This window comes from Janthinobacterium sp. PC23-8 (genome assembly GCF_002250505.1).
Taxonomy (GTDB): Bacteria; Pseudomonadota; Gammaproteobacteria; order Burkholderiales; family Burkholderiaceae_D; genus Janthinobacterium.
In genome coordinates, this window is the sequence record NZ_NJGY01000001.1 from 3400469 (window position 1) to 3424730 (window position 24262).

At 62.6% G+C, this 24262-nt stretch carries 26 protein-coding genes; 19 read left to right on the plus strand and 7 right to left on the minus strand.

Features of this window, described 5'->3' with window-relative positions:
- Nucleotides 1-13 precede the first annotated feature (13 nt).
- On the plus strand, nt 14-1201 hold the full coding sequence (locus CD932_RS14700) for a hypothetical protein (protein ID WP_141213255.1): 1188 nt from the start codon (nt 14-16) through the stop codon (nt 1199-1201).
- 17 nt (nt 1202-1218) lie between these two features.
- Nucleotides 1219-1971 (plus strand): hypothetical protein, encoded by a 753-nt coding sequence (locus tag CD932_RS14705; protein ID WP_094443278.1) that lies wholly within the window; start codon nt 1219-1221, stop codon nt 1969-1971.
- A gap of 6 nt (nt 1972-1977) precedes the next feature.
- Here the strand turns inward: CD932_RS14705 and trmL are convergent, their stop codons facing one another.
- The gene (gene trmL / locus CD932_RS14710; protein ID WP_094443279.1) at nt 1978-2448 is read right to left on the minus strand and encodes a tRNA (uridine(34)/cytosine(34)/5-carboxymethylaminomethyluridine(34)-2'-O)-methyltransferase TrmL; all 471 of its coding nucleotides are present in this window, start codon (nt 2446-2448) and stop codon (nt 1978-1980) included.
- Between the two features lie 26 nt (nt 2449-2474).
- Nucleotides 2475-3197, minus strand: a complete 723-nt coding sequence (locus CD932_RS14715) for a ComF family protein (protein ID WP_094443280.1) — start codon at nt 3195-3197, stop codon at nt 2475-2477.
- Between the two features lie 78 nt (nt 3198-3275).
- Here CD932_RS14715 and CD932_RS14720 point away from each other — a divergent pair, with 78 nt between their 5' ends.
- The 7 genes from CD932_RS14720 (at nt 3276) to CD932_RS14745 (ending at nt 9293) form a co-directional block, all read left to right on the plus strand.
- Nucleotides 3276-4166 carry a methyltransferase domain-containing protein gene (locus CD932_RS14720; RefSeq protein WP_094443281.1) on the plus strand — a complete coding sequence of 297 codons (891 nt, stop codon included), beginning with the start codon at nt 3276-3278 and terminating at the stop codon, nt 4164-4166.
- A gap of 460 nt (nt 4167-4626) precedes the next feature.
- Nucleotides 4627-5835 carry a cytochrome c oxidase subunit II gene (coxB, locus tag CD932_RS14725; RefSeq protein WP_094443282.1) on the plus strand — a complete coding sequence of 403 codons (1209 nt, stop codon included), beginning with the start codon at nt 4627-4629 and terminating at the stop codon, nt 5833-5835.
- A 13-nt stretch (nt 5836-5848) separates the two neighbouring features.
- Nucleotides 5849-7486, plus strand: coding sequence for a cytochrome c oxidase subunit I (gene ctaD, locus CD932_RS14730; protein WP_094443283.1), 1638 nt, complete (start codon nt 5849-5851; stop codon nt 7484-7486).
- A gap of 6 nt (nt 7487-7492) precedes the next feature.
- Nucleotides 7493-7597 carry a cytochrome oxidase small assembly protein gene (locus tag CD932_RS29160; RefSeq protein WP_217907263.1) on the plus strand — a complete coding sequence of 35 codons (105 nt, stop codon included), beginning with the start codon at nt 7493-7495 and terminating at the stop codon, nt 7595-7597.
- A gap of 1 nt (nt 7598) precedes the next feature.
- Nucleotides 7599-8189 (plus strand): cytochrome c oxidase assembly protein, encoded by a 591-nt coding sequence (locus tag CD932_RS14735; RefSeq protein WP_094443284.1) that lies wholly within the window; start codon nt 7599-7601, stop codon nt 8187-8189.
- An 8-nt stretch (nt 8190-8197) separates the two neighbouring features.
- On the plus strand, nt 8198-8401 hold the full coding sequence (locus CD932_RS14740) for a DUF2970 domain-containing protein (RefSeq protein ID WP_094443285.1): 204 nt from the start codon (nt 8198-8200) through the stop codon (nt 8399-8401).
- A 22-nt stretch (nt 8402-8423) separates the two neighbouring features.
- Complete coding sequence (locus CD932_RS14745) at nt 8424-9293, plus strand: cytochrome c oxidase subunit 3 (protein ID WP_094443286.1); 870 nt, start codon at nt 8424-8426, stop codon at nt 9291-9293.
- A gap of 119 nt (nt 9294-9412) precedes the next feature.
- Here CD932_RS14745 and CD932_RS14750 read toward each other — a convergent pair whose 3' ends face one another.
- On the minus strand, nt 9413-9613 hold the full coding sequence (locus CD932_RS14750) for a twin transmembrane helix small protein (protein ID WP_065308323.1): 201 nt from the start codon (nt 9611-9613) through the stop codon (nt 9413-9415).
- Nucleotides 9614-9649: 36 nt separating this feature from the next.
- On the opposite strand from CD932_RS14750, the gene CD932_RS14755 reads away from it, so the two are divergent.
- The 6 genes from CD932_RS14755 to CD932_RS14780 are packed head-to-tail and all read left to right on the plus strand — an operon-like array spanning nt 9650 to nt 14765.
- Nucleotides 9650-10381: an SURF1 family protein gene (locus CD932_RS14755; protein WP_094443287.1), complete on the plus strand. Its 732-nt coding sequence runs from the start codon at nt 9650-9652 to the stop codon at nt 10379-10381.
- Nucleotides 10362-10970: a cytochrome C oxidase subunit I gene (locus tag CD932_RS14760; RefSeq protein ID WP_176460956.1), complete on the plus strand. Its 609-nt coding sequence runs from the start codon at nt 10362-10364 to the stop codon at nt 10968-10970. The genes CD932_RS14755 and CD932_RS14760 overlap by 20 nt, the downstream gene beginning before the upstream one ends.
- Nucleotides 10971-10988: 18 nt before the next feature.
- Nucleotides 10989-12164, plus strand: a complete 1176-nt coding sequence (locus CD932_RS14765; RefSeq protein ID WP_094443653.1) for a heme A synthase — start codon at nt 10989-10991, stop codon at nt 12162-12164.
- Nucleotides 12161-13060 (plus strand): heme o synthase, encoded by a 900-nt coding sequence (gene cyoE / locus CD932_RS14770; RefSeq protein ID WP_094443289.1) that lies wholly within the window; start codon nt 12161-12163, stop codon nt 13058-13060. The genes CD932_RS14765 and cyoE overlap by 4 nt, the downstream gene beginning before the upstream one ends.
- A complete protein-coding gene (locus CD932_RS14775) occupies nt 13057-13641 on the plus strand; it encodes an SCO family protein (RefSeq protein WP_094443290.1) in 585 nt (194 codons plus the stop codon). The genes cyoE and CD932_RS14775 overlap by 4 nt, the downstream gene beginning before the upstream one ends.
- A gap of 44 nt (nt 13642-13685) precedes the next feature.
- The gene (locus tag CD932_RS14780; RefSeq protein ID WP_094443291.1) at nt 13686-14765 is read left to right on the plus strand and encodes an AI-2E family transporter; all 1080 of its coding nucleotides are present in this window, start codon (nt 13686-13688) and stop codon (nt 14763-14765) included.
- Here the strand turns inward: CD932_RS14780 and CD932_RS14785 are convergent.
- Nucleotides 14762-16102 (minus strand): hemolysin family protein, encoded by a 1341-nt coding sequence (locus tag CD932_RS14785; protein WP_094443292.1) that lies wholly within the window; start codon nt 16100-16102, stop codon nt 14762-14764. The two genes, CD932_RS14780 and CD932_RS14785, sit on opposite strands and share 4 nt — an antisense overlap.
- 456 nt (nt 16103-16558) lie before the next feature.
- Between CD932_RS14785 and CD932_RS14790 the strand changes: the two genes are divergently transcribed.
- A complete protein-coding gene (locus tag CD932_RS14790; RefSeq protein WP_094443293.1) occupies nt 16559-17578 on the plus strand; it encodes a serine hydrolase in 1020 nt (339 codons plus the stop codon).
- Here the strand turns inward: CD932_RS14790 and CD932_RS14795 are convergent, their stop codons facing one another.
- Nucleotides 17579-18484: a LysR family transcriptional regulator gene (locus CD932_RS14795; RefSeq protein ID WP_094443294.1), complete on the minus strand. Its 906-nt coding sequence runs from the start codon at nt 18482-18484 to the stop codon at nt 17579-17581. It abuts the gene before it with no gap.
- 111 nt (nt 18485-18595) lie between these two features.
- Here CD932_RS14795 and CD932_RS14800 point away from each other — a divergent pair, with 111 nt between their 5' ends.
- The 3 genes from CD932_RS14800 (at nt 18596) to CD932_RS14810 (ending at nt 21052) form a co-directional block, all read left to right on the plus strand.
- On the plus strand, nt 18596-19666 hold the full coding sequence (locus CD932_RS14800) for a DUF475 domain-containing protein (RefSeq protein ID WP_094443295.1): 1071 nt from the start codon (nt 18596-18598) through the stop codon (nt 19664-19666).
- Between the two features lie 152 nt (nt 19667-19818).
- Complete coding sequence (locus CD932_RS14805) at nt 19819-20394, plus strand: TerD family protein (protein WP_094443296.1); 576 nt, start codon at nt 19819-19821, stop codon at nt 20392-20394.
- A 76-nt stretch (nt 20395-20470) separates the two neighbouring features.
- On the plus strand, nt 20471-21052 hold the full coding sequence (locus CD932_RS14810; RefSeq protein WP_094443297.1) for a TerD family protein: 582 nt from the start codon (nt 20471-20473) through the stop codon (nt 21050-21052).
- A gap of 100 nt (nt 21053-21152) precedes the next feature.
- Here CD932_RS14810 and CD932_RS14815 read toward each other — a convergent pair whose 3' ends face one another.
- Together CD932_RS14815 and CD932_RS14820 are read right to left on the minus strand one after the other, a co-directional pair.
- A complete protein-coding gene (locus CD932_RS14815) occupies nt 21153-23480 on the minus strand; it encodes a type II CAAX endopeptidase family protein (protein WP_094443298.1) in 2328 nt (775 codons plus the stop codon).
- A complete protein-coding gene (locus tag CD932_RS14820; RefSeq protein ID WP_094443299.1) occupies nt 23477-24220 on the minus strand; it encodes an ABC transporter ATP-binding protein in 744 nt (247 codons plus the stop codon). Before CD932_RS14820 ends, CD932_RS14815 begins: the two co-directional genes overlap by 4 nt.
- Between the last annotated feature and the right edge of the window lie 42 nt (nt 24221-24262).

The following is a 24262-nucleotide window of genomic DNA, read 5'->3' on the forward strand; positions in this document are numbered from 1 at the left end:
TGAAGGATGCGTCGTGAACAAGTGTGTCAAGTGTCAAGCGGTGCTGGTGGGCGGCGTGCCGTTCTGTCCGTTTTGCGGCCAGGGCGTGGCCGGTGCTGTCGCGCCGCCGCCGGTCAAGCCGGTCGCCGCCGTGCCGCCGCCGTTGCCAGCGGTGCCCAAGCCTGTGCCTGTGCCCAGGCCGGAACCGGTATCCGCGCCGAAGCCGCCGCCGGTGATCCCGGTAGCGCCGCCAAAGGTCGAACCCAAGGTCGAACCCAAGGCCGAACCCACGCCGGCGCCAACAGCCGAACCGAAGGTGGTGGTGCCACCCGGTGCGTCCAGGAAATGGCCGCGCTGGCTGGCTGCCATCGCCGTGCTGGCGCTGGTCATCGTCTATATGAACGGCAAGCCCGGCGGCAACAGCGAATCGGCCTGCAATGACGCCATCGACAGCGGTCTGAAACTGGTTGCCAATGGCAGCCTGGACGGTGCGCGCCAGAAGCTGGCGACGGCGAAAAACGTCTGCACTGGCAAGTCCAGCGCCAAGGCCGAGGACTTGCAGGCGGCCATCGCCAAGGCCGGCGCGGCCAGCAGCGGCTGCCAGCGCAGCGTCAAGGCAATTGAAAAGGCACTCGACGGCAAGCGTTTGCAAAGCGCGGGCGAGGCCATCGCCAAGCTCGACGTCGATTGCGCGGGGGCCGCCACCGTGGAGTCCTTGCGCAAGCAGCTGGCGCGCCAGCAGGCGGCGGCCGCGTCGGTGCAGGTGGGTGTGCGCCAGGCGCTCGACAACCAGGATGCGTCGGCGGCGCAAAGCGGCATCGCCAGACTCGAAGCGATCGACCGGGAGTATCCGGAACTGAAGCAATTGAAGGCCGATTCGCAGGCATTGAATACACCCGCGCCTGCGCCGCTTGATCCGGCGCCAACCCGCCCGGCACAGGCTGAACTTGCCGTGCCGCGTGCGGTCGAACGTGCGGTACCTGCGGCTGTCCCGGTGCCGGCGCCCGCCGTCGACAATGGCGCCGCCATGCGCAACGAGATGGCGCAATCGTTCCTGCGCGACGCGGAACGGGCCATGGCCGATGGCCGTTTCGACGCCGCCAAGACCTATCTGGACAGTGCGCGCCGGGTCGACCCGAACAACCCGCGTATCGACAATCTGTCGCGCCGCGTGCGTGAGCGCGAGCGCCAGGTGCTGCAGACGGAAACCACGATCAAATAAGTCACTTTGGAGCTCACATGAACAAGACCACTTTGCGCGCCGCCGCCGCCCTGACGATTACCGCCATGCTGGCCGGCTGCGCGACGGCGCCCGGCAACCCGAACGGCGTGCGCCAGGACACACCAACTCTGCAAGGCGGGCAGGCACCGCAGGCCGCTACCAGCGACGACCCGTGCAGCGTGGGCGCGACGGCCGCGGCCGGCGCGGCTGTGGGCGCCTTGCTCGGCGCCCTGGTCAGCGGCAAGAATGGCGCGCTGAAGGGCGCCGCCATCGGCGGCGGCCTGGCTGCGGCCGGCTGCCTGGCGATCAATGTCAATTCGCGCCAGACCAAGACGGCGGCGCAAGCCGACCGCGACTATATCCGCGCGCGCGGTGCCTTGCCGCGCGAGCCGCAAGTGGTGTCGTACACGCCGCAAGTGAGCGCGGCCACCGTCAAGCGCGGCCAGCCTTTCAAGGTCAACTCGGTGGTGGAACTGGTCAACGGCAGCGCGCAAAGCGTCACCGACGTGCGCGAGGAACTGGTGGTGTTCGACCCGCAGGGCCAGCCCTTCAAGTCCGGCTCGAAGTCGCTGGCCAGCAGCAACAGCACCGGCGGGCGCTTTGAAAACTCGTTCGAGCTGACCTTGCCGGCCGGCGTGTCGCAGGGCGTGTACGGCGTCAAGACCAATCTGTATGTCAACGGCAAGCTGGCCGCCACGCGCGATTTGCGCACGCAGTTGGTGATCCTGGACGTGGAGACGGGCGCCAACGCGCAGCTGGCGCTGCGTTAAATCTGATCAGGCGCCACCCGCGTAGCCGTGCTGGCGCCACGCTTCATACACCACCACCGCCACCGTATTGGACAGATTCAGGCTACGGTTGTCGGGGCGCATCGGCAGGCGGATGCGCTGCTCGCCGGGAAAACTGTTGCGCAGCGCCGGGTCCAGGCCCCTGGTTTCGGAGCCGAACACGAACACGTCGCCAGGCAAAAAGGCCAGTTCGGCGAACGGGCGCGAGCCGTGCGTGGTCATGGCAAACATGCGCGCCGGGTCGGGTTGCGTGTCGGCGATAAAGGCGTCCCAGTGCTTGTGCACCTTCATGCTGGCGTAGTCGTGGTAGTCGAGACCGGCGCGCTTCATTTTGGCGTCGTCGAGCGGAAAGCCCAGCGGTTCGATCAGGTGCAGCTGCACGCCTGTATTGGCGCACAGGCGGATGATATTGCCCGTATTGGGCGGGATTTCCGGGTTGACCAGCACTACGTGAAACAAGATGTTCTCCTCATATAAGTAATCGATCAGCGCGGCGGCGTGCGCGCCGCCACCAGCACCGTGACCTTGCGCGCGCCTTCGCGTTTCAATGCCACTGCCAGCGCGTGGACGGTATGGCCGCTGCTCATCACGTCGTCGACGATGCCGACATGGCGCCCAAGCACATGGCCGGCATGTTGCGGCGCCACCATAAAGGCCTGCGCCAGGTTGGCGCGCCGTTCGCGCGGCGCCACGCCGCTTTGCGCGCGCGTTTCGCGCACGCGCAGGGCCAGCCTTGGCTGCAAGACAATGTCAAGCCTGCGCGCCAGCGGACGCGCGATTTCCAGCGCCTGGTTATAGCCGCGCTCGACCAGGCGGCCTGGTCCCAGCGGAACCGGGCACAGCATTTGCGGCGCGTCCCAGTCACCTTCGTGCTGTACCGCTTGCGCCAGCAGCTGCGCAAACAGCGGCGCGAGCGCCAGGCGCGCGCCAAATTTCAGTTGCAGCAACAGCTGGTCGACCGGCGCCGCGTAGTCCGCCGCCGTCCAGGTGGCGTCGTAGGCGGGCGGGCGGCGCAAACATCGGCCGCACAGCAACGCCGTGTCATCGAGCGGATTGGCGCACTGGCGGCAGCGGCGCCGCCGATGTTCCAGGTATTGCCGGCGGCAAGGCTGGCACACGATGGCGCGGCAACTGCCGGCGCACAGCGCGCACTGGGCCGGCAGCAGGCTGCCCAGCACAGCGAGGCAAAAAAGGCTGTTGATCGCCATGGCCGCGTTCCATGTACACTGCCGACATTATCTCATCTCACCCGATTCGACATGTCAGTTCCCACTACTCCGCCCAAAATGAGTGCGCCCATCGATGCGGTGCACGTCCGTGATTTCTTTTCCCGCCCGGCGCGCGTGGCGCCGTCCGATTTCCTGCGCCGCGAAGTGTCGTCGCGCATGCATGAACGCCTGGAGCTGGTCAAGATCGCGCCCTTGCGCGTGCTCGACGCCGGTTGCGGTCCCGGCGCGGACCTGGCCCAACTGCACAAGGATTATCCGGCCGCACAGATTATCGGTCTCGACGCGGCGCAAGCGATGGTGCTGGCGGCGCGCGCGCCGGCCAGCAAATTGTCCGGCCTGAACCAGTTCCTCAGCAAGCTGCTGCCGGCCAAGGCCGGCGTGGACTTGCTGTGCGGCGACCTGGGCGACTTGCCGCTGGCGCCGAACAGCGTCGATCTGGTCTGGTCCAACCTGGCGCTGCACTGGCATGCCCAGCCCGACCGCGTGTTTGCCGAATGGCGCCGCGTGCTGCGCCTGGACGGCTTGCTGATGTTTTCCTGTTTTGGCCCCGACACGTTCCGCGAACTGCGCGACGCCTTTGCCGAGGCTGATCTGACGCCGCACGCCTTGCCGTTTGTCGACATGCATGATTTTGGCGACATGCTGGTCGAAGCGGGCTTTTCCACGCCGGTGCTCGATATGGAAATCATTACCGTCACCTATGACACGCCGGAAAAACTGCTGGCCGATGTGCGTGCTTTTGGCGGCAATCCCTTGACCACGCGCCGGCGCGGGCTGATGGGCAAGCAGGCATGGCAGCGCATGCTGGCTGCCCTCGAGAAAATGCGTCGGCCTGATGGCAAGCTGGGGCTTACTTTTGAAGTGCTTTATGGCCATGCTTTTCGTCCGGCACCGCGTGTGACGCGCAACGGCGAAGCGATCATTCGTTTTGACTTGCCGCGTAAATAAGCGGATAAAAACCAAGACTTCGTCAGCATGGCGGCTGAAATGGCTGCAACCGTTGCAATCCGCGCCGCCATCGTTGGCGTAGCCCCGCATGCGCCGTATATTTCTTGATGGATTCAACTTTTCTTGCTTATAATCGTTGATTGTTTTGTCAGCTTGTTAAGCTAAAAAACAAGGGCCGTGCAAAAAATAAAAACGCAAAGCAAGCCACGCGCGAAGTTAGTGCATTAGTATAGTAATCATCTTGTACCGGTCGCTATGATGGCGGTGCTGGAAAAACAGGGTTGCAGCATGGTGCTCCCACAGTGTCTTGTGCGGATCGCCAGCATGTAATCTGCTGATGCTACAGGCTTTGCGGCGGCGGTTTGGCCGTTGGGCTTTCATGGAGGAGCGGCAGCGGGCAAGTACGGAGGTTTCCGCAGCCGTTTAAAATATCGTTATTTTTTAGGTGGTTGGGGAAAACATGACTTATGCAAAGCGACTGCTATCGTCGATGCCGGGACTCTTGCTGCTAGCGGCTGGCAGCGGACAGTGGGCCATGGCGGCGCCTGCCGCCTCCACCTATCCTGGCACGGGCGGTCCGGTGCCGTTCGAGATGAATCTGCAACCGCCGGCGACACAGATCGCCCACGAAATCTACGATTTGCACACCTGGATGATGGTCATCTGCCTGGTGATCTTCGTGGCCGTGTTCGGCGTCATGTTTTATTCCATCTTCAAGCACCGCAAATCGCTGGGCCACAAACCGGCTACTTTCCACGAAAGTACCACCGTCGAGATCGCCTGGACGGTCGTGCCTTTCCTGATCGTCATCGGCATGGCATTGCCTGCCACGCGCACCGTGGTCGGCATGAAAGACACGTCCAACGCCGACATCACCATCAAGGCCACCGGCATGCAGTGGAAATGGGGCTATGACTACCTGAAAGGCGATGGGCAGGGCATCTCCTTCCTGTCCAACCTGTCCACGCCGCGCGCGCAAGTGGGCGCACCGGGCGCGCCGCCGACGGAAAAGCGCGGCGAAAATTACCTGATCGAAGTCGACAATGAAGTGGTGGTGCCGGTCAATAAAAAGATCCGCATGGTACTGACCGCCAATGACGTGATCCACGCCTGGTCCGTGCCCGCCTTTGGCGTCAAGCAGGATGCGATTCCCGGTTTCGTGCGCGACACCTGGTTCAAGGCCGACCATATCGGCACCTTCCGCGGCAATTGCGCCGAACTGTGCGGCAAGGAACACGCCTTTATGCCCATCGTCGTCAAAGTCGTATCAAGTGACGATTACAAGGCCTGGGTCGACGTGAAACAGAAGGAAATGGCGGCACTGGCCGACGATCCGAACAAGACCTGGACCATCGACGAGCTGAAGGTCAAGGGCGAAAAAGTCTATGCCGCCAACTGCGTGGTCTGTCACCAGGCCACCGGCAAGGGCGTGCCGGGCGCGTTCGCGCCTCTCGACGGCTCGCCCGTCGTCAACGGTCCGAAAGCGGCGCAGATCCATGTGTTGCTGAACGGCCAGAAGAGCGGCAAGTATCCGGCGGAAATGCCAGCCTGGAAACAACTGTCCGACACCGATATCGCGGCAGTGATCACTTACACACGCAATACCTGGTCCAACAAGGCCGAGGAAAATATCGTTCAACCAGCCGAAATCGTGGCTGCACGCCAGTAATCAGGAGCCGCAGATGAGTACGAGCACGAGCACTAGCACCCTGGACCGCACCGGTCACGATCTGCACGCAGGCGAACATGGGCACGATCACGCCCATGATCACGCACATGAGCATCCGACGGGCTACCGCCGCTGGCTGTTTGCCACCAACCACAAGGATATCGGCACCTTGTACTTGTGGTTCTCCTTCGCCATGCTGCTGTCGGGCGGCGTGCTGGCGCTGATGATACGCACCGAGCTGTTCCAGCCGGGCCTGCAGTTCTTCCAGCCTGAATTTTTCAATCAGCTCACCACCATGCACGGCCTGGTGATGGTGTTCGGCGCCATCATGCCGGCCTTTGTCGGCTACGCCAACTGGATGATCCCGCTGCAGGTGGGCGCCTCCGACATGGCCTTTGCGCGCATGAACAACTTCTCGTTCTGGCTGCTGCCGCCGGCCGCCATCTTGCTGGCCACCTCCTTCCTGGTACCGGGCGGCGCCACCGCCGCCGGCTGGACCCTGTATGCGCCGCTGTCGACGCAGATGGGCCCCGGCATGGACATGGCGATTTTCGCCATGCACCTGATGGGCGCCTCTTCCATCATGGGCTCGATCAACATCATCGTCACCATCCTCAACATGCGCGCGCCCGGCATGACGTTGATGAAAATGCCGATGTTCTGCTGGACCTGGCTGATCACGGCGTATCTGCTGATCGCCGTGATGCCGGTGCTGGCCGGGGCGATTACCATGACCCTGACCGACCGTCATTTCGGCACGTCATTCTTCAACGCGGCCGGCGGCGGCGACCCCGTCATGTACCAGCATATCTTCTGGTTCTTCGGCCACCCCGAGGTCTACATCATGATTTTGCCGGCCTTCGGCATCGTCTCGCAGATCCTGCCGGCGTTTGCCCGCAAACCGCTGTTCGGCTACGCCTCGATGGTCTACGCCACCGCGTCGATCGCGATTCTGTCGTTTATCGTCTGGGCGCACCACATGTTTACCACCGGCATGCCGGTCACCAGCCAGCTGTTCTTCATGTACGCCACCATGCTGATCGCCGTGCCGACCGGCGTCAAAGTGTTCAACTGGATCGCCACCATGTGGAAGGGCTCGATGACGTTCGAGACCCCGATGCTGTTCTCGGTCGGCTTCATTTTCGTGTTCACCATGGGCGGCTTCACGGGCCTGATCCTGGCCGTCACGCCGATCGACATCCAGCTGCAGGACACCTATTATGTGGTGGCCCACTTCCATTACGTGCTGGTGGCCGGCTCGCTGTTCGCCCTGTTCGCCGGCTTCTACTACTGGTCGCCGAAATGGACCGGCCACATGTACAACGAAACGCGCGGCAAGATCCACTTCTGGCTGTCGCTGATCACCTTCAACGTGACCTTCTTCCCGATGCACTTCCTGGGCCTGGCCGGCATGCCGCGCCGCTACGCCGATTACCCGGCGCAGTTCACGGACTTCAACATGATCGCCTCGATCGGCGGCTTCGGCTTTGGCCTGATGCAGGTGTATTTCCTGGTCTTCGTCGTGATCCCGACGATTCGTGGCGGCAAGGCGGCACCGGCGAAACCATGGGAAGGCGCGGAAGGGCTGGAATGGACCGTGCCGAGTCCGGCGCCGTTCCATACCTTTGAAACACCGCCGACCGTGAAGTAGGCTGACATGAGCGAGCGTAAAAAACCGAACAACCTGCGCACCGGCCTGATCCTGGCGGCACTGGCGGCCTTCTTCTTCCTTTCCGTGTTTGCCAAGCGGCTGTGGCTGTGACATGACGACGCCAGTGCAGCCGCAGCCGCAGGAGCAGCAGCAAACGCGGGGACTGAACCGCCAGTTGCTGGGCAAGCTGCTGGTGATTGCCTGCGTGATGTTCGGCTTCGGCTATGCCCTGATTCCCGTCTACAAGCAGATTTGCGAAGTGATGGGCATCAATGTGCTGACGCAAAAGGATGGCACGGTCGCTTACGACAAGAACACGCAAGTCGATACCAGCCGCAGCATCACGGTGGAATTCGACGGCAATGCCCAGGGGCCGTGGCGCTTTCGCCCGGTGGTTTCCAGCATGCAGGTGCATCCGGGCGAACTGGTGACGGTACTGTATGAAGTCGTCAACACGCAGGGGCGCACGGTCAATGCGCAAGCCATTCCCAGCTACGCGCCGCAAAGCGCCACGCCGCATTTCAAGAAGGTCGAGTGCTTCTGCTTCCAGCAGCAGACCTTGAAACCGCATGAGGCGCGGCAGATGCCGGTGGTGTTCTTCCTCGATCCGGCGCTGCCGAAAGAGGTCAAGACCATTACCCTGTCATACACGTTTTTCGAGATTGCCGGTCTGAGCCAGGCTCAGACGCCGGTAGTGCAATAGGAGCAGCCATGAACGAACCGCGCAAGCCGCAAGCGTCGTTCCTGTATTCATTGAAGGCCGTGATCTGGTCGTTTACCGGCTTGCGGCGCAAGAGCGATTTCGATACGGACTCGGTCAAGCTGAACCCGGTGCATATCGTGATTGCCGGCCTGCTGGCGGTGGCCTGCCTGGTCGGCATATTGATTACCATCGTCAGCCTGGTCGTACCATAAATATATACATGAGGAGATGAGAATGAGTTCCAACCACGCTACGGCGTCCTCTGCACCCTATTATTTTGTACCCGGTCCATCGAAGTGGCCGATGCTGGGCGGCGCCAGCCTGCTGCTGACCATGATAGGCGCGTCGGCCTGGGTCAATGATGTCGCCTGGGGTCCGTATGTGAACTACCTTGGCCTGGCCGGCATTTTGCTGGTGCTGTATTTCTGGTTCGGCGACGCCATCGGCGAATCGGAAAAAGGCCTGTACAGCGAGCGCATCGATTTCTCCTTCCGCTGGAGCATGAGCTGGTTCATCTTTTCGGAAGTGATGTTCTTTGCCGCCTTCTTTGGTGCCCTGTTCTATGCGCGCAGCATTTCCATGCCCTGGCTGGGCGACCTGGACCACAAGCTGATCTGGCCCGATTTTGCCGCTCACTGGGGCACGGTGGGGCCGGCCGGCACGGTGCAGGAATTTACCACCATGACGCCGTTCTGGATTCCGACGATTAACACGGCCCTGCTGCTGACCTCGGGCGTGACCCTGACGATTTCGCACCACGCATTGCGCGCCGGCCACCGCGGCATGACGGCCCTGTTCCTGGCAGCCACGATTTTGCTGGGCGCCGTCTTCATGGGCTTCCAGGTGTATGAATACATGCACGCCTACAGCGAGCTGAACTTGAAATTGACGTCCGGCATCTACGGCGCCACTTTCTTCATGCTGACCGGCTTCCACGGCTTTCACGTGACCCTGGGCGCCATCATGCTGTCGGTGATCCTGTACCGCGTGCTCAAAGGCCACTTTACCCCCGAGCATCATTTCGGCTTCGAAGGCGCCGCCTGGTACTGGCACTTTGTCGACGTCGTCTGGCTGGGCCTGTACGTGGTCGTGTATTGGTTATAATGCGCAGCAGGGTGCATGGCGCAAGCCGTGTGCCCGGGCAGTGAAAAAGCCGTACCGGACGATCCGTGTACGGCTTTTTTCTTGAACTGTCAAATTTGCCAATCAGGCAATGGTGGCGTCTAATGGATGCCGGTAGGCTGTATGTAGCCGAGCTTGTGCGCCAGCAGTATCAACAGGAACAGGGCAATCGAAAAACCCACACGCATGGCCAGCGCCTGCACCGTGCGGTTGCTCTTGCCCTTGTCGCGCATCAGGAAGAACAAGGCCGAACCCAGGCTGCCCAGGATCAGGATAAAAGCGATGGCGACGACGATTTTCATGGATGACAAGGCCCGCTGCGAGGAGGGTCCATTGTAATGCCAATACGCTTTCAATTTCGTTTGATTCCATTTATCGTGATGTTGCTGCTGGTCGCGCTCGGTCTGTCGCTGGCGCAGTGGCAGCAGCGCCGCGCGGACGAAAAAATCGCGCGCGCCGCCAGGCTGCAGGCGGGCAACCTGGCCGCGCCGCTGGCCTTGCGCGCCGCGCCCATGTTGCCGCAAGACGCGCAAGCCATCGAATACCGCCGCGTGACGGTCACTGGCCACTTCGTGCCGGCGTGGACCATTTACCTCGACAACCGCCCATATCGGGGCCAGGCCGGCTTTCATGTGCTCACGCCCTTCCAGATCGAGGGTTCAAACATGCATGTGCTGGTGGCGCAGGGCTGGCTGCCGCGCAATAACGCCGACCGTAGCCGCATCGCCGATTACAGCACGCCCAGCGGTACGGTCACGGTGCAGGGCGTGGCGCGCTTGACTGCCGGCCACGTGATGCAGCTGGGCACGGCCGCGCGCCTGGCGCCGCAGGCCATCGTGCAAAATGCCGATATCGGGCAACTGGCCCAGGCCAGCGGCCTGGCGTTCCAGCCGCTGCTGATCGAGCAGACCTCGCCACAGTCCGCCACCTTGCCCGTGCGCGACTGGCCGGCGCCCGACCTGGGGGCGGACAAGCATCGCGGCTACGCCTTCCAGTGGTACGCGCTGGCTTTGACGGCCTTCTTATTTTTTGTCTTTACAGGATGTCGACGTGCAAAAAAATCTGTCTGATAGCAAAGCGCAAACCACTGGCCGCTGGAAACTGCTGGCCGTGCTGGCCGTGTGCGCGTTTCCCATTATTGCCTCGTATGTGACGTACTACATCATCAAGCCCAGCGCGCGCAACAATTACGGCGCACTGATCGACCCGCGCCAGTATCCGATACCGGAAGCCAGACTGCAGGTAGCGGAACTGGACGGCAAGCCGTCGCCGCTGGCGCAGTTCAAGGGCAAGTGGGTGATGCTGCAAGCCGGCCCGTCCGATTGCCAGCAAGCGTGCAAGAAACAGCTGTTCGCCATGCAGCAGTTGCGCTTGACGCAGGGCAAGGAGCGCGAGCGCATTGAACGCGTCTGGCTGATCACGGACCCGCAGCCGATCGATACCCTCGTCATGCGCGAATACGACGGCACCAATATGCTGCGCGTCAACGACGCGGCGCTCAAGGCCTGGCTACCGGTGGAGCCGGGCGGCAAGCCGGAAGATCATCTGTATCTGATCGATCCGCTGGGCAACCTGATGATGCGTTTCCCGAAAGACGCGGACCCGACCAAGGTCAAGAAAGATATCGCCAAGCTGCTCAAAGCTTCGGCGATCGGCTAAGGAGTCCTGATGCCGACGATGCATCTTTCCGCACTGGCCCAGCTGGGCCTGACGGGTCTCTTGGTGGCCCTGTTGCCTTTGACCATGGTGTGGGTCTCCGCCGACGCCAACAAATACCGCAAGCTGGTGTGGATCGCCGTCTTTCTGACGGTTGACCTGATCATGTTTGGCGGCTTTACGCGCCTGTCCGATTCCGGCCTCGGTTGCCCCGACTGGCCCGGTTGCTACGGCTCGGCCAATCCTTTCCTCGCGCACGAGCATATCGTGGCCGCCGAAACGCTGATGCCAAGCGGCCCCGTCACGGTGGCGAAAGCCTGGATCGAAATGACGCACCGCTACCTGGCCATGGCCATTGGCGTGTTGATCGTGGCGATGATGGTGCAGGCCTGGCGCCAGTGGCGAAAAAAGGATGGACAAGGCAACCGCCGCGAGCAATTCGCCCCGGCCCTGCCGACCGCGCTGTTTTTCTTTGTCTGCCTGCAAGGCGCGTTCGGCGCCTGGACGGTCACCCTGAAACTGCAGCCTGTCATCGTCACCATCCACTTGCTGCTGGGCATGGGGCTATTGTCGCTGCTGGTGTGGCTGGGCGGGCGCCAGGATCATGCGGTCTCGCCCGTGCAAAAGGCCGATGCCGAGGCGTCCGTGCTGCGCCCGGTACGCGCCTTGGCCATCATGTCTGCCGTGCTGCTGGCGCTGCAGATCGCCTTGGGCGGCTGGGTCAGCACCAATTACGCGGCGCTGGCCTGCACCGATTTCCCCCTGTGCGGCGGCAAGGTGATCCCCGCGATGGATTTCGAGCACGGCTTTTATTTGTGGCGCGAACTGGGCAAGACGGCCGCCGGCCACTACCTGCCGTTCTCGGCCCTGACGGCGATCCATTGGGTGCACCGCAATTTTGCCTTTGTGGTGCTGGCTGGCATCGGCTATACCGTGTTGCGCGCGTGGCCGCTGCCATCGCTGCGCGGCACGGCGCGCCTGATCGCTCTGGTGCTGGCGCTGCAGGCGGCCACCGGCATGGCGACGATCTACCTGAACTGGCCGCTGGCCATTGCTGTGATGCATAACGGTGGCGCGGCGCTGCTCGTGTTGTTGCTGACCATGTTAAACTACAAGGCTAAATTCCAGCTCGATGCTGCACACGGCATCCACCGCGACGCCCTCGCGACAGCACCTTCCGCACGCTCCCAGAAATGACTACTCAGACCATCAGCCGTAAACCTTCCCCTCGCATCGCCCAGTATTGGGCGCTGACCAAGCCGCGCGTGACGCAACTGGCCGTCTTTTGCGCCGTGATCGGCATGTTTTTGGCCAGCGAGGAGCTGCCGGACTGGCAGCCGGTGGTGTTCGGCACCCTCGGCATCTGGCTGCTGGCCGGCGCGGCGTTTGCCGTCAACTGCCTGGCCGAGCGCGAGATCGACGCGCGCATGGCGCGCACGGCACGCCGGCCGATGGCGATGGGCGATATCACCGTGAAACAGACGGTGGTGTTCGCGCTGGTGATCGGCGGCCTGGGCATGGGCATCCTGTATTACCTGGTCAATCCGCTGACCATGTGGCTGACCTTTGTGACGTTTGTCGGCTATGCGCTGATCTACACCATGGTGCTGAAACCGGCCACGCCGCAAAACATCGTCATCGGCGGCCTGTCCGGCGCCATGCCGCCGGCGCTGGGCTGGGCGGCGGTGGCCAACGATGTGCCGATGCAGGCCTGGCTGCTGGTCCTGATCATTTTCGTCTGGACGCCGCCGCACTTCTGGGCGTTGGCCATGTACCGCCGCGATGACTATGCCCGTTCCGGCCTGCCGATGCTGCCCGTCACGCACGGCCTGAAGTTCACGCAGTTTCACGTGTGGCTGTATTCGATCGCGCTGGCCGCCACCACCCTGATGCCATACGCCGTGCGCATGAGCGGACTGATCTACCTGGCCTCGGCCGTGGTGCTCAATGCGGGCTTTCTGTATTATTCGTGGCAGATGTACCGCAAGTACACGGATTTGATCGCGCGCAAGGCGTTTACCTATTCCATCATCTACCTGTCGCTGCTGTTCGCGGCGCTGCTGGTGGACCACTACCTTCCTCTCGGCTTATGAAAAAACTCTTCTGCCTGTTGTTGACGACCTTGCTGCTGGCCGGCTGCGGCAAGCCCGAGGCGCCCAAGCCCGTGTTCCAGAATACCGATGTGACGGGCCTGGGCTATGCGCGCGAATTTGCGCTGACGGACCATACGGGCAAGCCGCGCACCCTGGCCGACTACAAGGGCAAGGTCGTGCTGATGTTCTTTGGCTACACGCAATGCCCCGACGTGTGCCCGACCACTATGGCCGACATGGCGCAAGTGATGAAGGACATGGGGCCGCAGGCCGACCAGGTACAGGTGCTGTTCGTCACGGTCGACCCCGAGCGCGACACGCAGGCGCTGCTGGCCGAATATGTGCCCGCGTTCGACAAGCGCTTTGTCGGCCTGTATGGCGACGCCGCCGCCACCGCCAGGGTGGCCAAGGAATTCAAGGTGTATTACGCCAAGGTCGAAGGCGAAACCGACAGCAGCTACACGGTCGACCATACGGCCGGCACCTATGTCTTCGATCGCCAGGGCAAGATCCGCCTGTTCGTGCGCCACGGCGAGAAGCCGGCCGCCATCGCGCACGACCTTAAACTTCTGCTATCCTGAGCCAGCGGCGCCACCGGGGCGCCATTTCAGGATGCACGCAGTACATGGACAAACGTTTCGAGCCTCACGCCCGCCTGGCAGCCGTCATCTTTCTGGTGATCGGCTGCTTTTTCGTCTTGCGTCCCTTCTTGCCGGCGATGCTGTTCGCCGTCTGCGTCAGTATTTCCAGCTGGCCCTTGTATCTGCTGCTGCTGGGCCGGGTCAAGGGGCGGCGCAACCTGGCCGCCGCCATCATGACGGCCTCCTTGGTGCTGGTGATCGTGCTGCCGCTGGTGCTGGTCACCTACAACCTGGCCGACAATGTCGCGCGCATCTATGAGCAAGCGCGGCTGGCGCTCGACGAAGGCGCGCTGCATCCGCCGGCCTGGCTGGCCGATATTCCGCTGATCGGCGACACCATCGATGGTTATATCCGCCGCATTATCGGCGACCGCGAAGAGCTGCTGAACCTGGGCAAGAACATGCTGGAGCCGGCGCGCCATTTCCTCACCTCCGGCGGCATCGTGCTCGGTAGCGGCGTGGCGCAGACCAGCCTGGCCGTGTTCGTCAGTTTCTTCCTGTACCGCGATGGGCAATTGCTGCGTACTGCTTTGCTCAATGGCAGCGCGCGGATTATCGGCGACAGCGCGCCCGGCGTGGCGCTGACCATCAGCCGCACCATCCGCGGCGTGATGTATGGCCTGCTCGGCACTGCCCTGGCGCAGGCGCTGGTGGCGGTGGTGGGATTTTTGATTGCCGGCGTGCCGGCCGTGGCCTTGCTGGGCATTGCCACGTTTGTCTTGTCGCTGGTGCCGGTCGGCCCGCCCTTGGTATGGGGCGGCGCCGCCATCTGGCTGTTCAACGGCGGTCAGACGGGCTGGGGCATCTTCATGCTGGTGTGGGGCGCACTGTTGATCAGCGGCGTCGACAACGTGGTCAAGCCGCTGTTGATCAGCCGTGGCAGCAGCCTGCCGTTCCTGCTGGTGCTGCTGGGCGTGCTCGGCGGCGTGCTGGCCTTCGGTTTTGTCGGCATCTTTATCGGCCCGACCCTGCTGGCCGTGCTGTACAGCCTGCTGCAGACCTGGACCCTGGGCGTGACCACCGTGCCGCAGGGTAAAGATTCATTGAGCGATCAAAAAACCTAGTCGCGCAGGTCGGCGTCGAGCTCGCGCTCAACTTTTGGTATCACCTTGATCAGGACGATGCGCGGTCCGTTCATCTTCTTGACGACGATATCGAAGTCGACAAAGGTGATGCGCTGTCCCTGTTTCGGGATATCGCCGAGCTTGACCATGATCAGGCCGCCGACCGATTCCACGTCGTCCAGGCCCAGCTCCTCGTTTTCGATATCGATGCCGAGGATGCGTTCGAGCGAGAAGATGGGCAGGCTGGCCTTGCCGATCAGGGTGCCGTCGCTCTGCTTGAGCCAGTCGTTTTCATTGCGGCGGAATTCATCGCGGATTTCCCCCACCATGGCGCCCAGCAAATTGTCGAGGGTAATGAAGCCGACCGGGCGCTTGCCTTTTTCGCCGATCAGCGCGAAGTGCGGCGCACCGTCGCGAAAGCGGCGGAACAGTTCCAGCGCCGGCGTGCGCGCCGAAATGATGTCCACCGGGCGCAGGAAAGGAATCAGCGAGCTGATGGTCTTGCCGGCCTGCTGGGCGAAAAACAGGTCTTTCAGGTGGATCACGCCCAGCACGTCGTCTTCGTTGGTGTCGAAATACGGGTAGCGGCTGAAGCGGTTGCGCAGCACCGTTTCCAGGTTCTGCTCCAGGGTTTCCGAGGCATACAGGGCGACTACTTCATTGAGCGGACGCATCAGGTCCGACACCGTCATCTGCTCGAAATCGAGCGACTGGGCCAGGATATTGCGCTCGTCGCGCGTGAATTTCTCGCCGGGCTGGCTGGTGCGCAGGATCAGTTTCAGTTCTTCCGATGAATAATGGGCGTCATGGCCGCCCTTGCCGGACAGGCCCGCCATGCGCAGCACCCAGTTGGCGCTGGCGTTGAGCAGGAAGATGGCCGGATACATGGCCCAGTAAAAGCCGTACAGGGGAATCGCGCTCCACAGGCCGACCGCTTCCGGGTTGCGGATCGCCATCGACTTGGGCGCCAGTTCGCCGACCACGATATGCAAAAAGGAAATCACGCTGAAAGCCATCACGAAGGACACGCCGTGGATCAGCTCCTGCGAGCTCACGCCGAGGGCGCCGAACACGGGTTCGAGCAGGCCGGCAAAGGCCGGCTCGCCGACCCAGCCCAGGCCCAGCGAGGCAAGCGTGATGCCCAGCTGGCAGGCCGACAGGTAGGCGTCGAGCTGTCCATGCACCTTGGCCAGGATGCGGCCCCGTAGTCCCTGGGTCTTGGCGATGGCGCGGATGCGCGTGCGCCGCAAGGTAACGATGCCAAATTCGGCGGCAACAAAAAAACCGTTGAGCGCGACCAGGAAAAAGGCGAGCAGGACGAGCAAGACATTATGCATGGGGACGCAAAAAGATGGGCTGTTAAAACGTCATCTTAAACGACGAAGGGCACAGTATGCTAATTTCCGGCAATTCGGCCCTGCGCTGTTACACGATGCTGCCGCGTGTGGCGTCGACCAGGGGTGCGGCGCTTCGTTCGCCCAGCGCCTGCAGCAAGCCCTCGAGTCGTTCGCGCGGCCATGCGCCTGCTCGGCGGCACTCAGGCCGATAATCGGCAAGAAGGAAAATTTTTCCGAGACAAATCCATATTCTTTCGGGTAGTGCGGGCTGGGCGCCATGATGATGGCGCTCAGTGCGGCATGCTCGCCATCGATGGGGCCGCCAACCGACATGCGGTGCCAGGCATCCAGTGGTTCCTGATCGCGTACAACATGCAACGTTGTAGTGGCGTACGGTACGAGCGGCCATATCAGTTTCCCACTGCAGGTAGTGGTCAGCATGTTAATCTTGTCGCCATGAAAAATCTTGCTCTTCACTTTGAGGCCCTGCAGGCGCGTCTGCCTGCCGACGGCCCCGGCTTCAGCGCACTGGTGCTGCGCCACGGCCAGCCCGTCTTCGAACTGCACCACGGCCTCGCTTGCCTGGAACTGGGCGTGCCGCTGACGGGCAGGTCGCGTTATTACCTGGCGTCCGAATCGAAGCAGTTTACGGCCGCCTGCATGCTCGATCTGGTGCGCCAGGCACTGATCGGCCTCGATGACGATGTCGCGCCGCACTTGCCGGAAGTGCGGCAGTTCGGGCAGGCGATCAGTGTGCGCCAGTTGCTCAACCACACCAGCGGCATCCCCGATTATTTTGCTTTTCTACAGTGCCAGCTGGGCCGGCACGACAGCGACTATTTCAATAATGCGCATTTGCTGCGCATCATCGAGAAAATGGATGAGCTGGCGTTTGCGCCCGGCAGCGCCCATGCCTACAGCAACTGCAATTACATCTTGCTGGCCAGGCTGGTGGAAGTACTGAGTGGACAATCGTTGACGGAACACGCGCGCAGCACCCTGTTTGCGCCGCTCGGCATGCACGCCACCATGTTCGATGCGGAGCGGCAAGCCGTCATGCCGCAGCGCGTGCGCAGCTATACAAGCGATGCGTCGTTGCCGGGCGGCTACCGCCAGCACCTGGGCAATGCCAATACCGTCGGTGATGGCGGTGTGTATGCCTCGCTGCATGACCTGGCCTTGTGGGAGCGCGCATGGCATCACCAGTACGTTGATCCCGACAGCCTGGTGCGTTCCCTGCTGCAACCGTCGAGCGCACCTGACGGCAACTGCTGGCCCTACCGCTTTGGCCTGGAAGTGGTCGAGCACGCTGGGCGCGAGGTAGTGTTTCATGGCGGCGGCCTGTGGGGATTTCGTAGCCTGATACTGCGCCTGCCGCAGGCCGGCCTGTCTGTGCTGCAACTGTCAAATTGCGATACGGCCGAACCGGACCAGCCGGCCCTGCTGGCGGCGATCACGGCTGATCTGGACAGTTGATCAGGGCGCGGCGGGCGGTTTTTGCACGGCCGCCAGGATCACGCCCAGCGCCGGATGCATGATCTTGCGCTCATTGGAAATCACATAGAACTGTTCGCGCAGCGACGACGCTTCGCCCACCAGCAAGGCGCCGAACTGTTCCTCGATCTCGGCCGCCAGGCTGGCTGATGCAAAAAACAGGCCCAGGCCCTTGCGGCCAAAGGCGTTGAGCATGGCGTTGTCTTCAAATTCGCCGACCACGTCGGGCCGCACGCCTTCGTGCACCATCCACTCGTCGATGCGCCCGCGCAAGGCGTTATTGCGCGTCGGTAGCAAAAATGGCGCGCCATTGAGGCTTTGCGGAAAGTTGTCGCGGTAGCGCTCGGCCAGCGCCGGCACGCCGAACAGCTTCATGGCGCTTTCGCCCCACAGATGGCTCGCTACGCGCAGGCTGGCGCCGGCCGGCACGGTGCGGTCGGTCAGCACCAGGTCCAGCTTGTGCAGGGCCAGGTCCGCCAGCAGCGATTCGAATTCGTCTTCCAGGCACACCAGCTTGACCGGCTGGCCCAGGGTGCGCGTGGCGTCGAGCATGCGGTAGGCGATCAGTTTCGGCAGGGAGTCCGAGATGCCCACCGTCAGGCGCATCTTTTCCGCGTCGGTGTCGGCCAGGGCATCCTGCATCTGTTCGCCCAACAAGAAGATCCGGTCCGCGTAGCTGAGCGCCAGGCGGCCGGCCTCGGTCGGCACCAGGCGCCGCCCCTGCGGCTGCAGCAAGGACTTGCCCAGCTCCTTTTCCAGCAGCGCCAGTTGGGTGCTGATGGTCTGCACGGCCAGGCCCAGGCGCTCGGCGGCGCGCGTCACGCCGCCCTCCTTGGCGACGACCCAGAAGAAATACAAATGGCGGTAATTGAAGCCCGTGGTTTTCATGGTTGACCGTATCTTCTGTTTTTACGAAGTAATGCTTCCATTATCTTCCATTTTTAAATCAATCGTGCGCACCTATACTTTGCCGATGTTTGCAAACTCATAGGAGAATTGATGAAGCATTTCAGAGTGTCATTTTTAGTGACATTTATCTGCCTGGGCATTTCCGCCTGGTGGGGCTACACCCATGGCGGTGTGTCCGCCATGCTGTCGGCGCTCGGTATTGCCGTGATCCTGGGCGTCATGGAAGTGTCGCTGTCGTTCGACAATGCGGTTGTCAATGCTTCTGTCCTGAAAAACTGGGACAAATTCTGGCAAGGCCTGTTTCTCGGCGTAGGCATCATCATCGCCGTGTTCGGCATGCGCTTGCTGTTTCCGCTGGTCATCGTGGCGCAAGCGGCCGATCTGGGACTGCTGGAAGTGTGGAACCTGGCGCTCAGCGACCCCGAACAGTATTCGCTGCACCTGACGAATCACCATGCGGAAGTGGCGGCCTTCGGCGGCATCTTCCTGCTGCTGGTCTTCCTGAACTTCTTGCTGGACCATGAAAAAGAAACCCACTGGCTGGGCCGCTTCGAAGAAAAGCTCGGCGCGCTGGGCAAGATTTCCTCGATTTCCGTGATGATTGCGCTGGGCACGTTGATGGCCAGCCTGGGCATGATCGAAGATGGGCAAAAACTGGTGGTGCTGACGGCGGGCCTGTGGGGTATTCTGACCTACGTCGGCGTCGATGTGATCAGCGGCTTGCTTGAAGGCGACAACGGTGACGGCACGATGGGCGACATCGTCAAGCGCGGCGGTATTGGTGGCTTCCTGTACCTGGAAGTGCTCGACGCCTCGTTCAGCTTTGACGGCGTGATCGGCGCTTTCGCCATCACCAAGGACGTGGTCATCATCATGCTGGGCCTGGCCATTGGCGCGATGTTCGTGCGTTCGATGACGGTGTTTCTGGTCCGCAAGGGTACATTGGATGAGTTCGTTTATCTGGAACACGGTGCCCACTATGCGATCGGCATCCTGGCCGTGATCATGTTGGTCAGCATGAAGTTCCATGTACCCGAGATCTTTACCGGCCTGATTGGCGTGGCCTTTATTCTCGCCTCGCTGTGGTCGTCGATCCGCTACAAACGCAGGATGGCGCTGGAAGAGGGCAAGACCGAAGCGCTGGAATCAGTCAAGGCATAAGCGGTCAAAAAAGAATGCGCGGCAAACGACTACACCGGTTTGCTGTGATAGGTAGCAAGCGTCGCCGCCGGCCCGGGGAGTCGGGCCGGTGGAGGGCGCCAGGTGTTTTGTGACATATGCGGTACCTTCATTTCACATAGGAGAAATACATCATGGCAATCAGTCTGCAAAAAGGCGGCAACGTCAACCTGAGCAAGGAAGCTCCCGGCATCACCAAAATGACCATCGGCCTGGGCTGGGATGCGCGCGCCACCGATGGCGCCGCTTTCGACATCGACGGTTCGATCTTCCTGCTGAAAGCCGACGGCAAGGTTCGCGCCGACGTCGACATGATTTTCTACAACAACCTGAAGTCGAGCGACGGCTCCGTCACCCACTCGGGCGACAACACCACCGGCGCCGGTGATGGCGATGATGAAACCGTCACCGTCGACCTGTCGACCGTGCCAGCCGAGGTCGACAAGATCGCCGTCTGCGTGACGATCCACGATGCCGAAGCGCGCAAGCAGAACTTCGGCATGGTCTCGAAAGCCTATGTGCGTTGCATCAATGCCAGTGGCAACACGGAAATTGCCCGCTTCGACCTGTCGGAAGACGGCTCGACCGAAACGGCGATGGTCTTCGGTGAAATCTACCGCAACGGCGCCGATTGGAAATTCAAGGCCATCGGCCAGGGCTACAAGGGCGGCCTGGGCCCACTCGCCGCCTCGTTCGGCGTCGGCGTATAAGTCGCCAGGCGCGGCCTTTCCGGCCTGAACCGGCGGCAAGCCGGTATCATCAACCATGCAAACAGGAGTTATGCCTATGTCAGTCAATTTGAGCAAGGGCCAGAAGATTTCTCTGGACAAGGAAGCTGGCACCAGCCTGTCCCGCATTACCATGGGCCTGGGCTGGGATTCGGTCAAGACCAAGGGTTTCCTCGGTTTTGGCTCGAAGACCGAAGCGGTCGACCTGGACGCCTCGTGCGTGATGTTTGACGACAGCAACAAGGTGTCCGATATCGTCTGGTTCCGCCAGCTGAAAAGCCGTGACGGCAGCATTGTGCACACGGGCGACAACCGCACCGGTGCGGGCGACGGCGACGACGAGCAGATCAATGTCGACCTGGCCAATGTGCCGGCCGGCGTGAAAAGCCTGGTGTTTACCGTCAACAGCTTTACCGGCCAGAACTTCTCGCAGGTGGAGAACGCCTATTGCCGCATTTTGAATGCCAGCAATAGCCAGGAAATCGCGCGTTTCAACCTGTCGGTTCAGGGCGCCCACACGGCGCAGATCATGGCCAGGCTGTACCGCCATAACGGCGAATGGAAAATGCACGCGATCGGCGAAAACGGCAATGGCCGTACCTTCGACGATCTAATGCCGCAGATCACCGTGCACTTATAAGGCGCAGCGGGCGGGGACGGACCGGATACCGTATCCTTTCCGCTGCTCCATGCTCGACCATGGCCCCACGAGCAATCGTGCGGGCCATTTTCTTTTCAGTTCAGAACAGTGCAAACTGGCAGGCCAGCAGCACCGCGTTATAGACTCCATGCACCAGCATCGGAGCCAGCAGCGCGCCGCTTTTCTCATGGGCCCAGCCCGTGCACAGTCCCAGCACGAACACCGGCAGCATCGATGCCGGCGGGTGGACGATGGCAAAGATGGCCGCGCCGATCATGATCGCCTGCCAGGCCGGCAGCGAGCGGCGCAGGCCGCCCTGGATCAGGCCGCGGAAAATGAATTCCTCGCACAGGGGCGCGGCCAGCACCGCCAGCGCGCTCAGCCACAGCCAGCTCCAGCGGCCATCGAGCAGGGGCGACGCCGGTGGCGCCAGGCCGTACGCGTGCAGCAGCATGGTGTAGCCGACGCCGGTCACGGCGGCCAGCGCGGCGCCGGCCAGCACCAGACGCCAGACGGGGCGGCCCTGCCGAATGTGCGGCACGCCAGCGGCCTTGCTGCGCCAGTAGACCAGGCGCGTCATGGCATAGGTCAGCGCGCCGGCGATGCCGAAGGCCATGGCTATCTGCTGCAAGTCCGGCGGACCTTCGCCTTTGAGCAACAGCAAGGCCAGCACCTGCAGCACGAAAAACAGCATGGCGGCCATCAGGCCGTCGGCGAACGAGACGCGCGCCGGCGGCGAGGCGGCCGGGTCCAGCAGATACGGCACTTCGTCGCGCGCCTTTTGCCACAAGGCAATGGCCAGCGCGCCAGTGAGCACCACGAACACCAGTTGCTGCACCACGCTGCCGGCCGCCAGTGCGGCGATATACAAGCCTGTCAGCAGCATGTACAGATACATATAGGTCGGGCGCATTTTCGCCGACGCTTCGGTGGCCAGCGGGTCGCTGGCAAACACGCCCAGCGCCACGCCGATCACCGCATACAGGGCAATGCCGGCCAGCGCCAGCAGCATCAGCCCCGCCATGTCCCAGCGCCAGGCGGGCATCCACGCCAGTGCCGCGCCAAACAGGATGACGGGATAGACCATCGCCAGCACGGCCCACAGCTGCGCCTTTTCGCGCAAGGCCTGCTCCACGCCGACGGGGAAGGTGTACAGCAGCCACAGCGAACTGCCCTCCTTGTTCAGGTTCTGGAAGGCCGACATCATCAGGGTGTAGGTGCCGAGGAAAAAGCCGGTCGAGGCCAGCAGGGCAGGGCTGTCGAGCAGGCCGTGCAAATCCTTCAGGCGACCGGTGAAGGCGACCTGGCCGCCCAGTATCAGCAAGGGCAGGAACATGGTTTGCACCAGGAAATTGCGGTCGCGTGCGAGCAAAGTCAGCTCGCGTCGCTGGATCACGCTGCCGATCTGCCAGCGGCCAGGCTGGGCCTGGGCTGCCCTGGCCGTCTTGCGCACGCTGGCGCGCTGGCCTGAACCGACCACGCCGTGGCGCAACTGATGCCGCAGAATCGCCATGCCCAGTGCCAGCAAGAGCAGCAATTGCGCCAGCAAGGCGGTCGCAGCCAGCACGGCAGCGCCGGCATCGCGCGCATTGAGGGCGGCGACGATCAGGCCGGGCGGCGTCCAGCTGATCCAGGACGGAAGTGAAGCAATTGCGCCGAAGATAAAACCGCTCTTCCCCATGCCGAAGGACATGCCGGCATACAGCGGGAAGATCGCCATAATCGAAATGAGCGCCTGCAGATTGGCCAGCTTCGATGGCGCCAGCGACAGGCGAACACCGGTGTCGACCAGCGTGCGCAGCATGGCGGCCGGCAGCAACAGGGCCAGGCTGGCCGCCAGCGCCACGACCGGCGAGAGCCAGCTCAGGCCCGAATACCAGGCGATCATGGTGGTGCTGGGCAGCACGGCCAGCACGCCCACCGGATTGGCCACGCTGCGCTCGACCACGCGCGCCCACAGCACGGTGCTGGTCGAGGCGGGCAGGGTGACCAGCCATTCCAGGTCCCAGTCCGGGCGCGCCAGGTCGCCGGCGCCCAGCGGCACGAGCACGCTGACCAGCCACATCAGGCTCAGCTGGAACGTCAGGCCGGCCAGCAGCGCCGTGCTGAACGGCGTGCTCTTCAGTTGCGCGATCATGTGCGCGGTCACGGCCGGGATGGCGTCTGGCAGGCTGCAGGCAGCCACGGCGTCAAGCTGGCAATGCAGATTGAGCACGCTGTCGCGGGCGATGTGTCCGAACGAAAACAGCATCGGCGCCAGCAGCAACACGCCGATGATCCAGCGGCCGCGCCGCTTGCCAGCTGTGGCCGCGCGGCTGTTGCCGGCCGGGCGGCGCTGGAACATGGCCCCCCTCAAGTTGAGCAAACGCCGCAGCCGCAGCCGGGTCAGCAGCCAGATCGCCTGCAAGGCCGATGGCGGCGCCATCATGGCGCGGTAGCGGCGACGCCGGCCTCATCGGTCAGCTGCAGAAAGATATCTTCCAGGCTGCCCGCGCTGGCCAGCTGCTGGCGGATCTCGTCCAGGCTGCCGCTGGCCGCCAGCGCGCCGCGGTGGATGATGGCGACCCGGCTGCACAGCTTTTGCGCCATGTCGAGCAAGTGGGTCGAGACAAAGATGGTAGTGCCGGCGGCGGCGATGCGCAGCAAACGCTCCTGCACGTCGCGCGAGGCGCGCGGATCGAGGCCGTTGATCGGCTCGTCCAGCACCAGCACGGCGGGTTCATGGATCAGCGCGCAGGCCAGGCCCAGCTTCTTTTTCATGCCCAGCGAATAATTGACGGCAAAGTCCTCGCTCGCTTCATCGAGGCCGAACTCCGTCAGCAGCTTTGCAGCCCTGGCGGCTGCTTCGACGCGTCGATAGCCGTGCATTTCGGCGACAAATTGCAGGATTTCGCGCCCGCGCAGGTAGTCGTAGAAGATCGGATTGTCGGGCAGATAGCCTACCTTGCGCTTGACGGCGGCGCCATCGCGGTGGCAATCGAGGCCGTCGATCAGCACGCGCCCGCCGCTCGGCACCAAAATGCCCATCAGCATGCGGATGGTGGTGGTCTTGCCGGCGCCGTTCGGCCCCAGGAACCCGAAGACCTCACCGCGCCCTACCTGCATGGTCAAGGGTTGGACGGCATCGAAACTGCCGTAGCGTTTGGAGAGTGCCTGGAACTCGATCATGGTACGCCTGGTCAATAAAATCAATACACGATGATAACGCCG

What these genes read in the sequence shown, in the direction of transcription:
- CD932_RS14705 (WP_094443278.1), top strand. Translation starts at nt 1,219, where the DNA reads ATGAACAAGACCACTTTGCGCGCCGCCGCCGCCCTGACGATTACCGCC.
- CD932_RS14715 (WP_094443280.1), bottom strand. Translation starts at nt 3,197, where the DNA reads ATGGCGATCAACAGCCTTTTTTGCCTCGCTGTGCTGGGCAGCCTGCTG.
- CD932_RS14720 (WP_094443281.1), top strand. Translation starts at nt 3,276, where the DNA reads ATGAGTGCGCCCATCGATGCGGTGCACGTCCGTGATTTCTTTTCCCGC.
- coxB (WP_094443282.1), top strand. Translation starts at nt 4,627, where the DNA reads ATGACTTATGCAAAGCGACTGCTATCGTCGATGCCGGGACTCTTGCTG.
- ctaD (WP_094443283.1), top strand. Translation starts at nt 5,849, where the DNA reads ATGAGTACGAGCACGAGCACTAGCACCCTGGACCGCACCGGTCACGAT.
- CD932_RS29160 (WP_217907263.1), top strand. Translation starts at nt 7,493, where the DNA reads ATGAGCGAGCGTAAAAAACCGAACAACCTGCGCACCGGCCTGATCCTG.
- CD932_RS14735 (WP_094443284.1), top strand. Translation starts at nt 7,599, where the DNA reads ATGACGACGCCAGTGCAGCCGCAGCCGCAGGAGCAGCAGCAAACGCGG.
- CD932_RS14740 (WP_094443285.1), top strand. Translation starts at nt 8,198, where the DNA reads ATGAACGAACCGCGCAAGCCGCAAGCGTCGTTCCTGTATTCATTGAAG.
- CD932_RS14745 (WP_094443286.1), top strand. Translation starts at nt 8,424, where the DNA reads ATGAGTTCCAACCACGCTACGGCGTCCTCTGCACCCTATTATTTTGTA.
- CD932_RS14750 (WP_065308323.1), bottom strand. Translation starts at nt 9,613, where the DNA reads ATGAAAATCGTCGTCGCCATCGCTTTTATCCTGATCCTGGGCAGCCTG.
- CD932_RS14755 (WP_094443287.1), top strand. Translation starts at nt 9,650, where the DNA reads ATGCCAATACGCTTTCAATTTCGTTTGATTCCATTTATCGTGATGTTG.
- CD932_RS14765 (WP_094443653.1), top strand. Translation starts at nt 10,989, where the DNA reads ATGCATCTTTCCGCACTGGCCCAGCTGGGCCTGACGGGTCTCTTGGTG.
- cyoE (WP_094443289.1), top strand. Translation starts at nt 12,161, where the DNA reads ATGACTACTCAGACCATCAGCCGTAAACCTTCCCCTCGCATCGCCCAG.
- CD932_RS14775 (WP_094443290.1), top strand. Translation starts at nt 13,057, where the DNA reads ATGAAAAAACTCTTCTGCCTGTTGTTGACGACCTTGCTGCTGGCCGGC.
- CD932_RS14780 (WP_094443291.1), top strand. Translation starts at nt 13,686, where the DNA reads ATGGACAAACGTTTCGAGCCTCACGCCCGCCTGGCAGCCGTCATCTTT.
- CD932_RS14785 (WP_094443292.1), bottom strand. Translation starts at nt 16,102, where the DNA reads ATGCATAATGTCTTGCTCGTCCTGCTCGCCTTTTTCCTGGTCGCGCTC.
- CD932_RS14790 (WP_094443293.1), top strand. Translation starts at nt 16,559, where the DNA reads ATGAAAAATCTTGCTCTTCACTTTGAGGCCCTGCAGGCGCGTCTGCCT.
- CD932_RS14795 (WP_094443294.1), bottom strand. Translation starts at nt 18,484, where the DNA reads ATGAAAACCACGGGCTTCAATTACCGCCATTTGTATTTCTTCTGGGTC.
- CD932_RS14800 (WP_094443295.1), top strand. Translation starts at nt 18,596, where the DNA reads ATGAAGCATTTCAGAGTGTCATTTTTAGTGACATTTATCTGCCTGGGC.
- CD932_RS14805 (WP_094443296.1), top strand. Translation starts at nt 19,819, where the DNA reads ATGGCAATCAGTCTGCAAAAAGGCGGCAACGTCAACCTGAGCAAGGAA.
- CD932_RS14810 (WP_094443297.1), top strand. Translation starts at nt 20,471, where the DNA reads ATGTCAGTCAATTTGAGCAAGGGCCAGAAGATTTCTCTGGACAAGGAA.
- CD932_RS14815 (WP_094443298.1), bottom strand. Translation starts at nt 23,480, where the DNA reads ATGATGGCGCCGCCATCGGCCTTGCAGGCGATCTGGCTGCTGACCCGG.
- CD932_RS14820 (WP_094443299.1), bottom strand. Translation starts at nt 24,220, where the DNA reads ATGATCGAGTTCCAGGCACTCTCCAAACGCTACGGCAGTTTCGATGCC.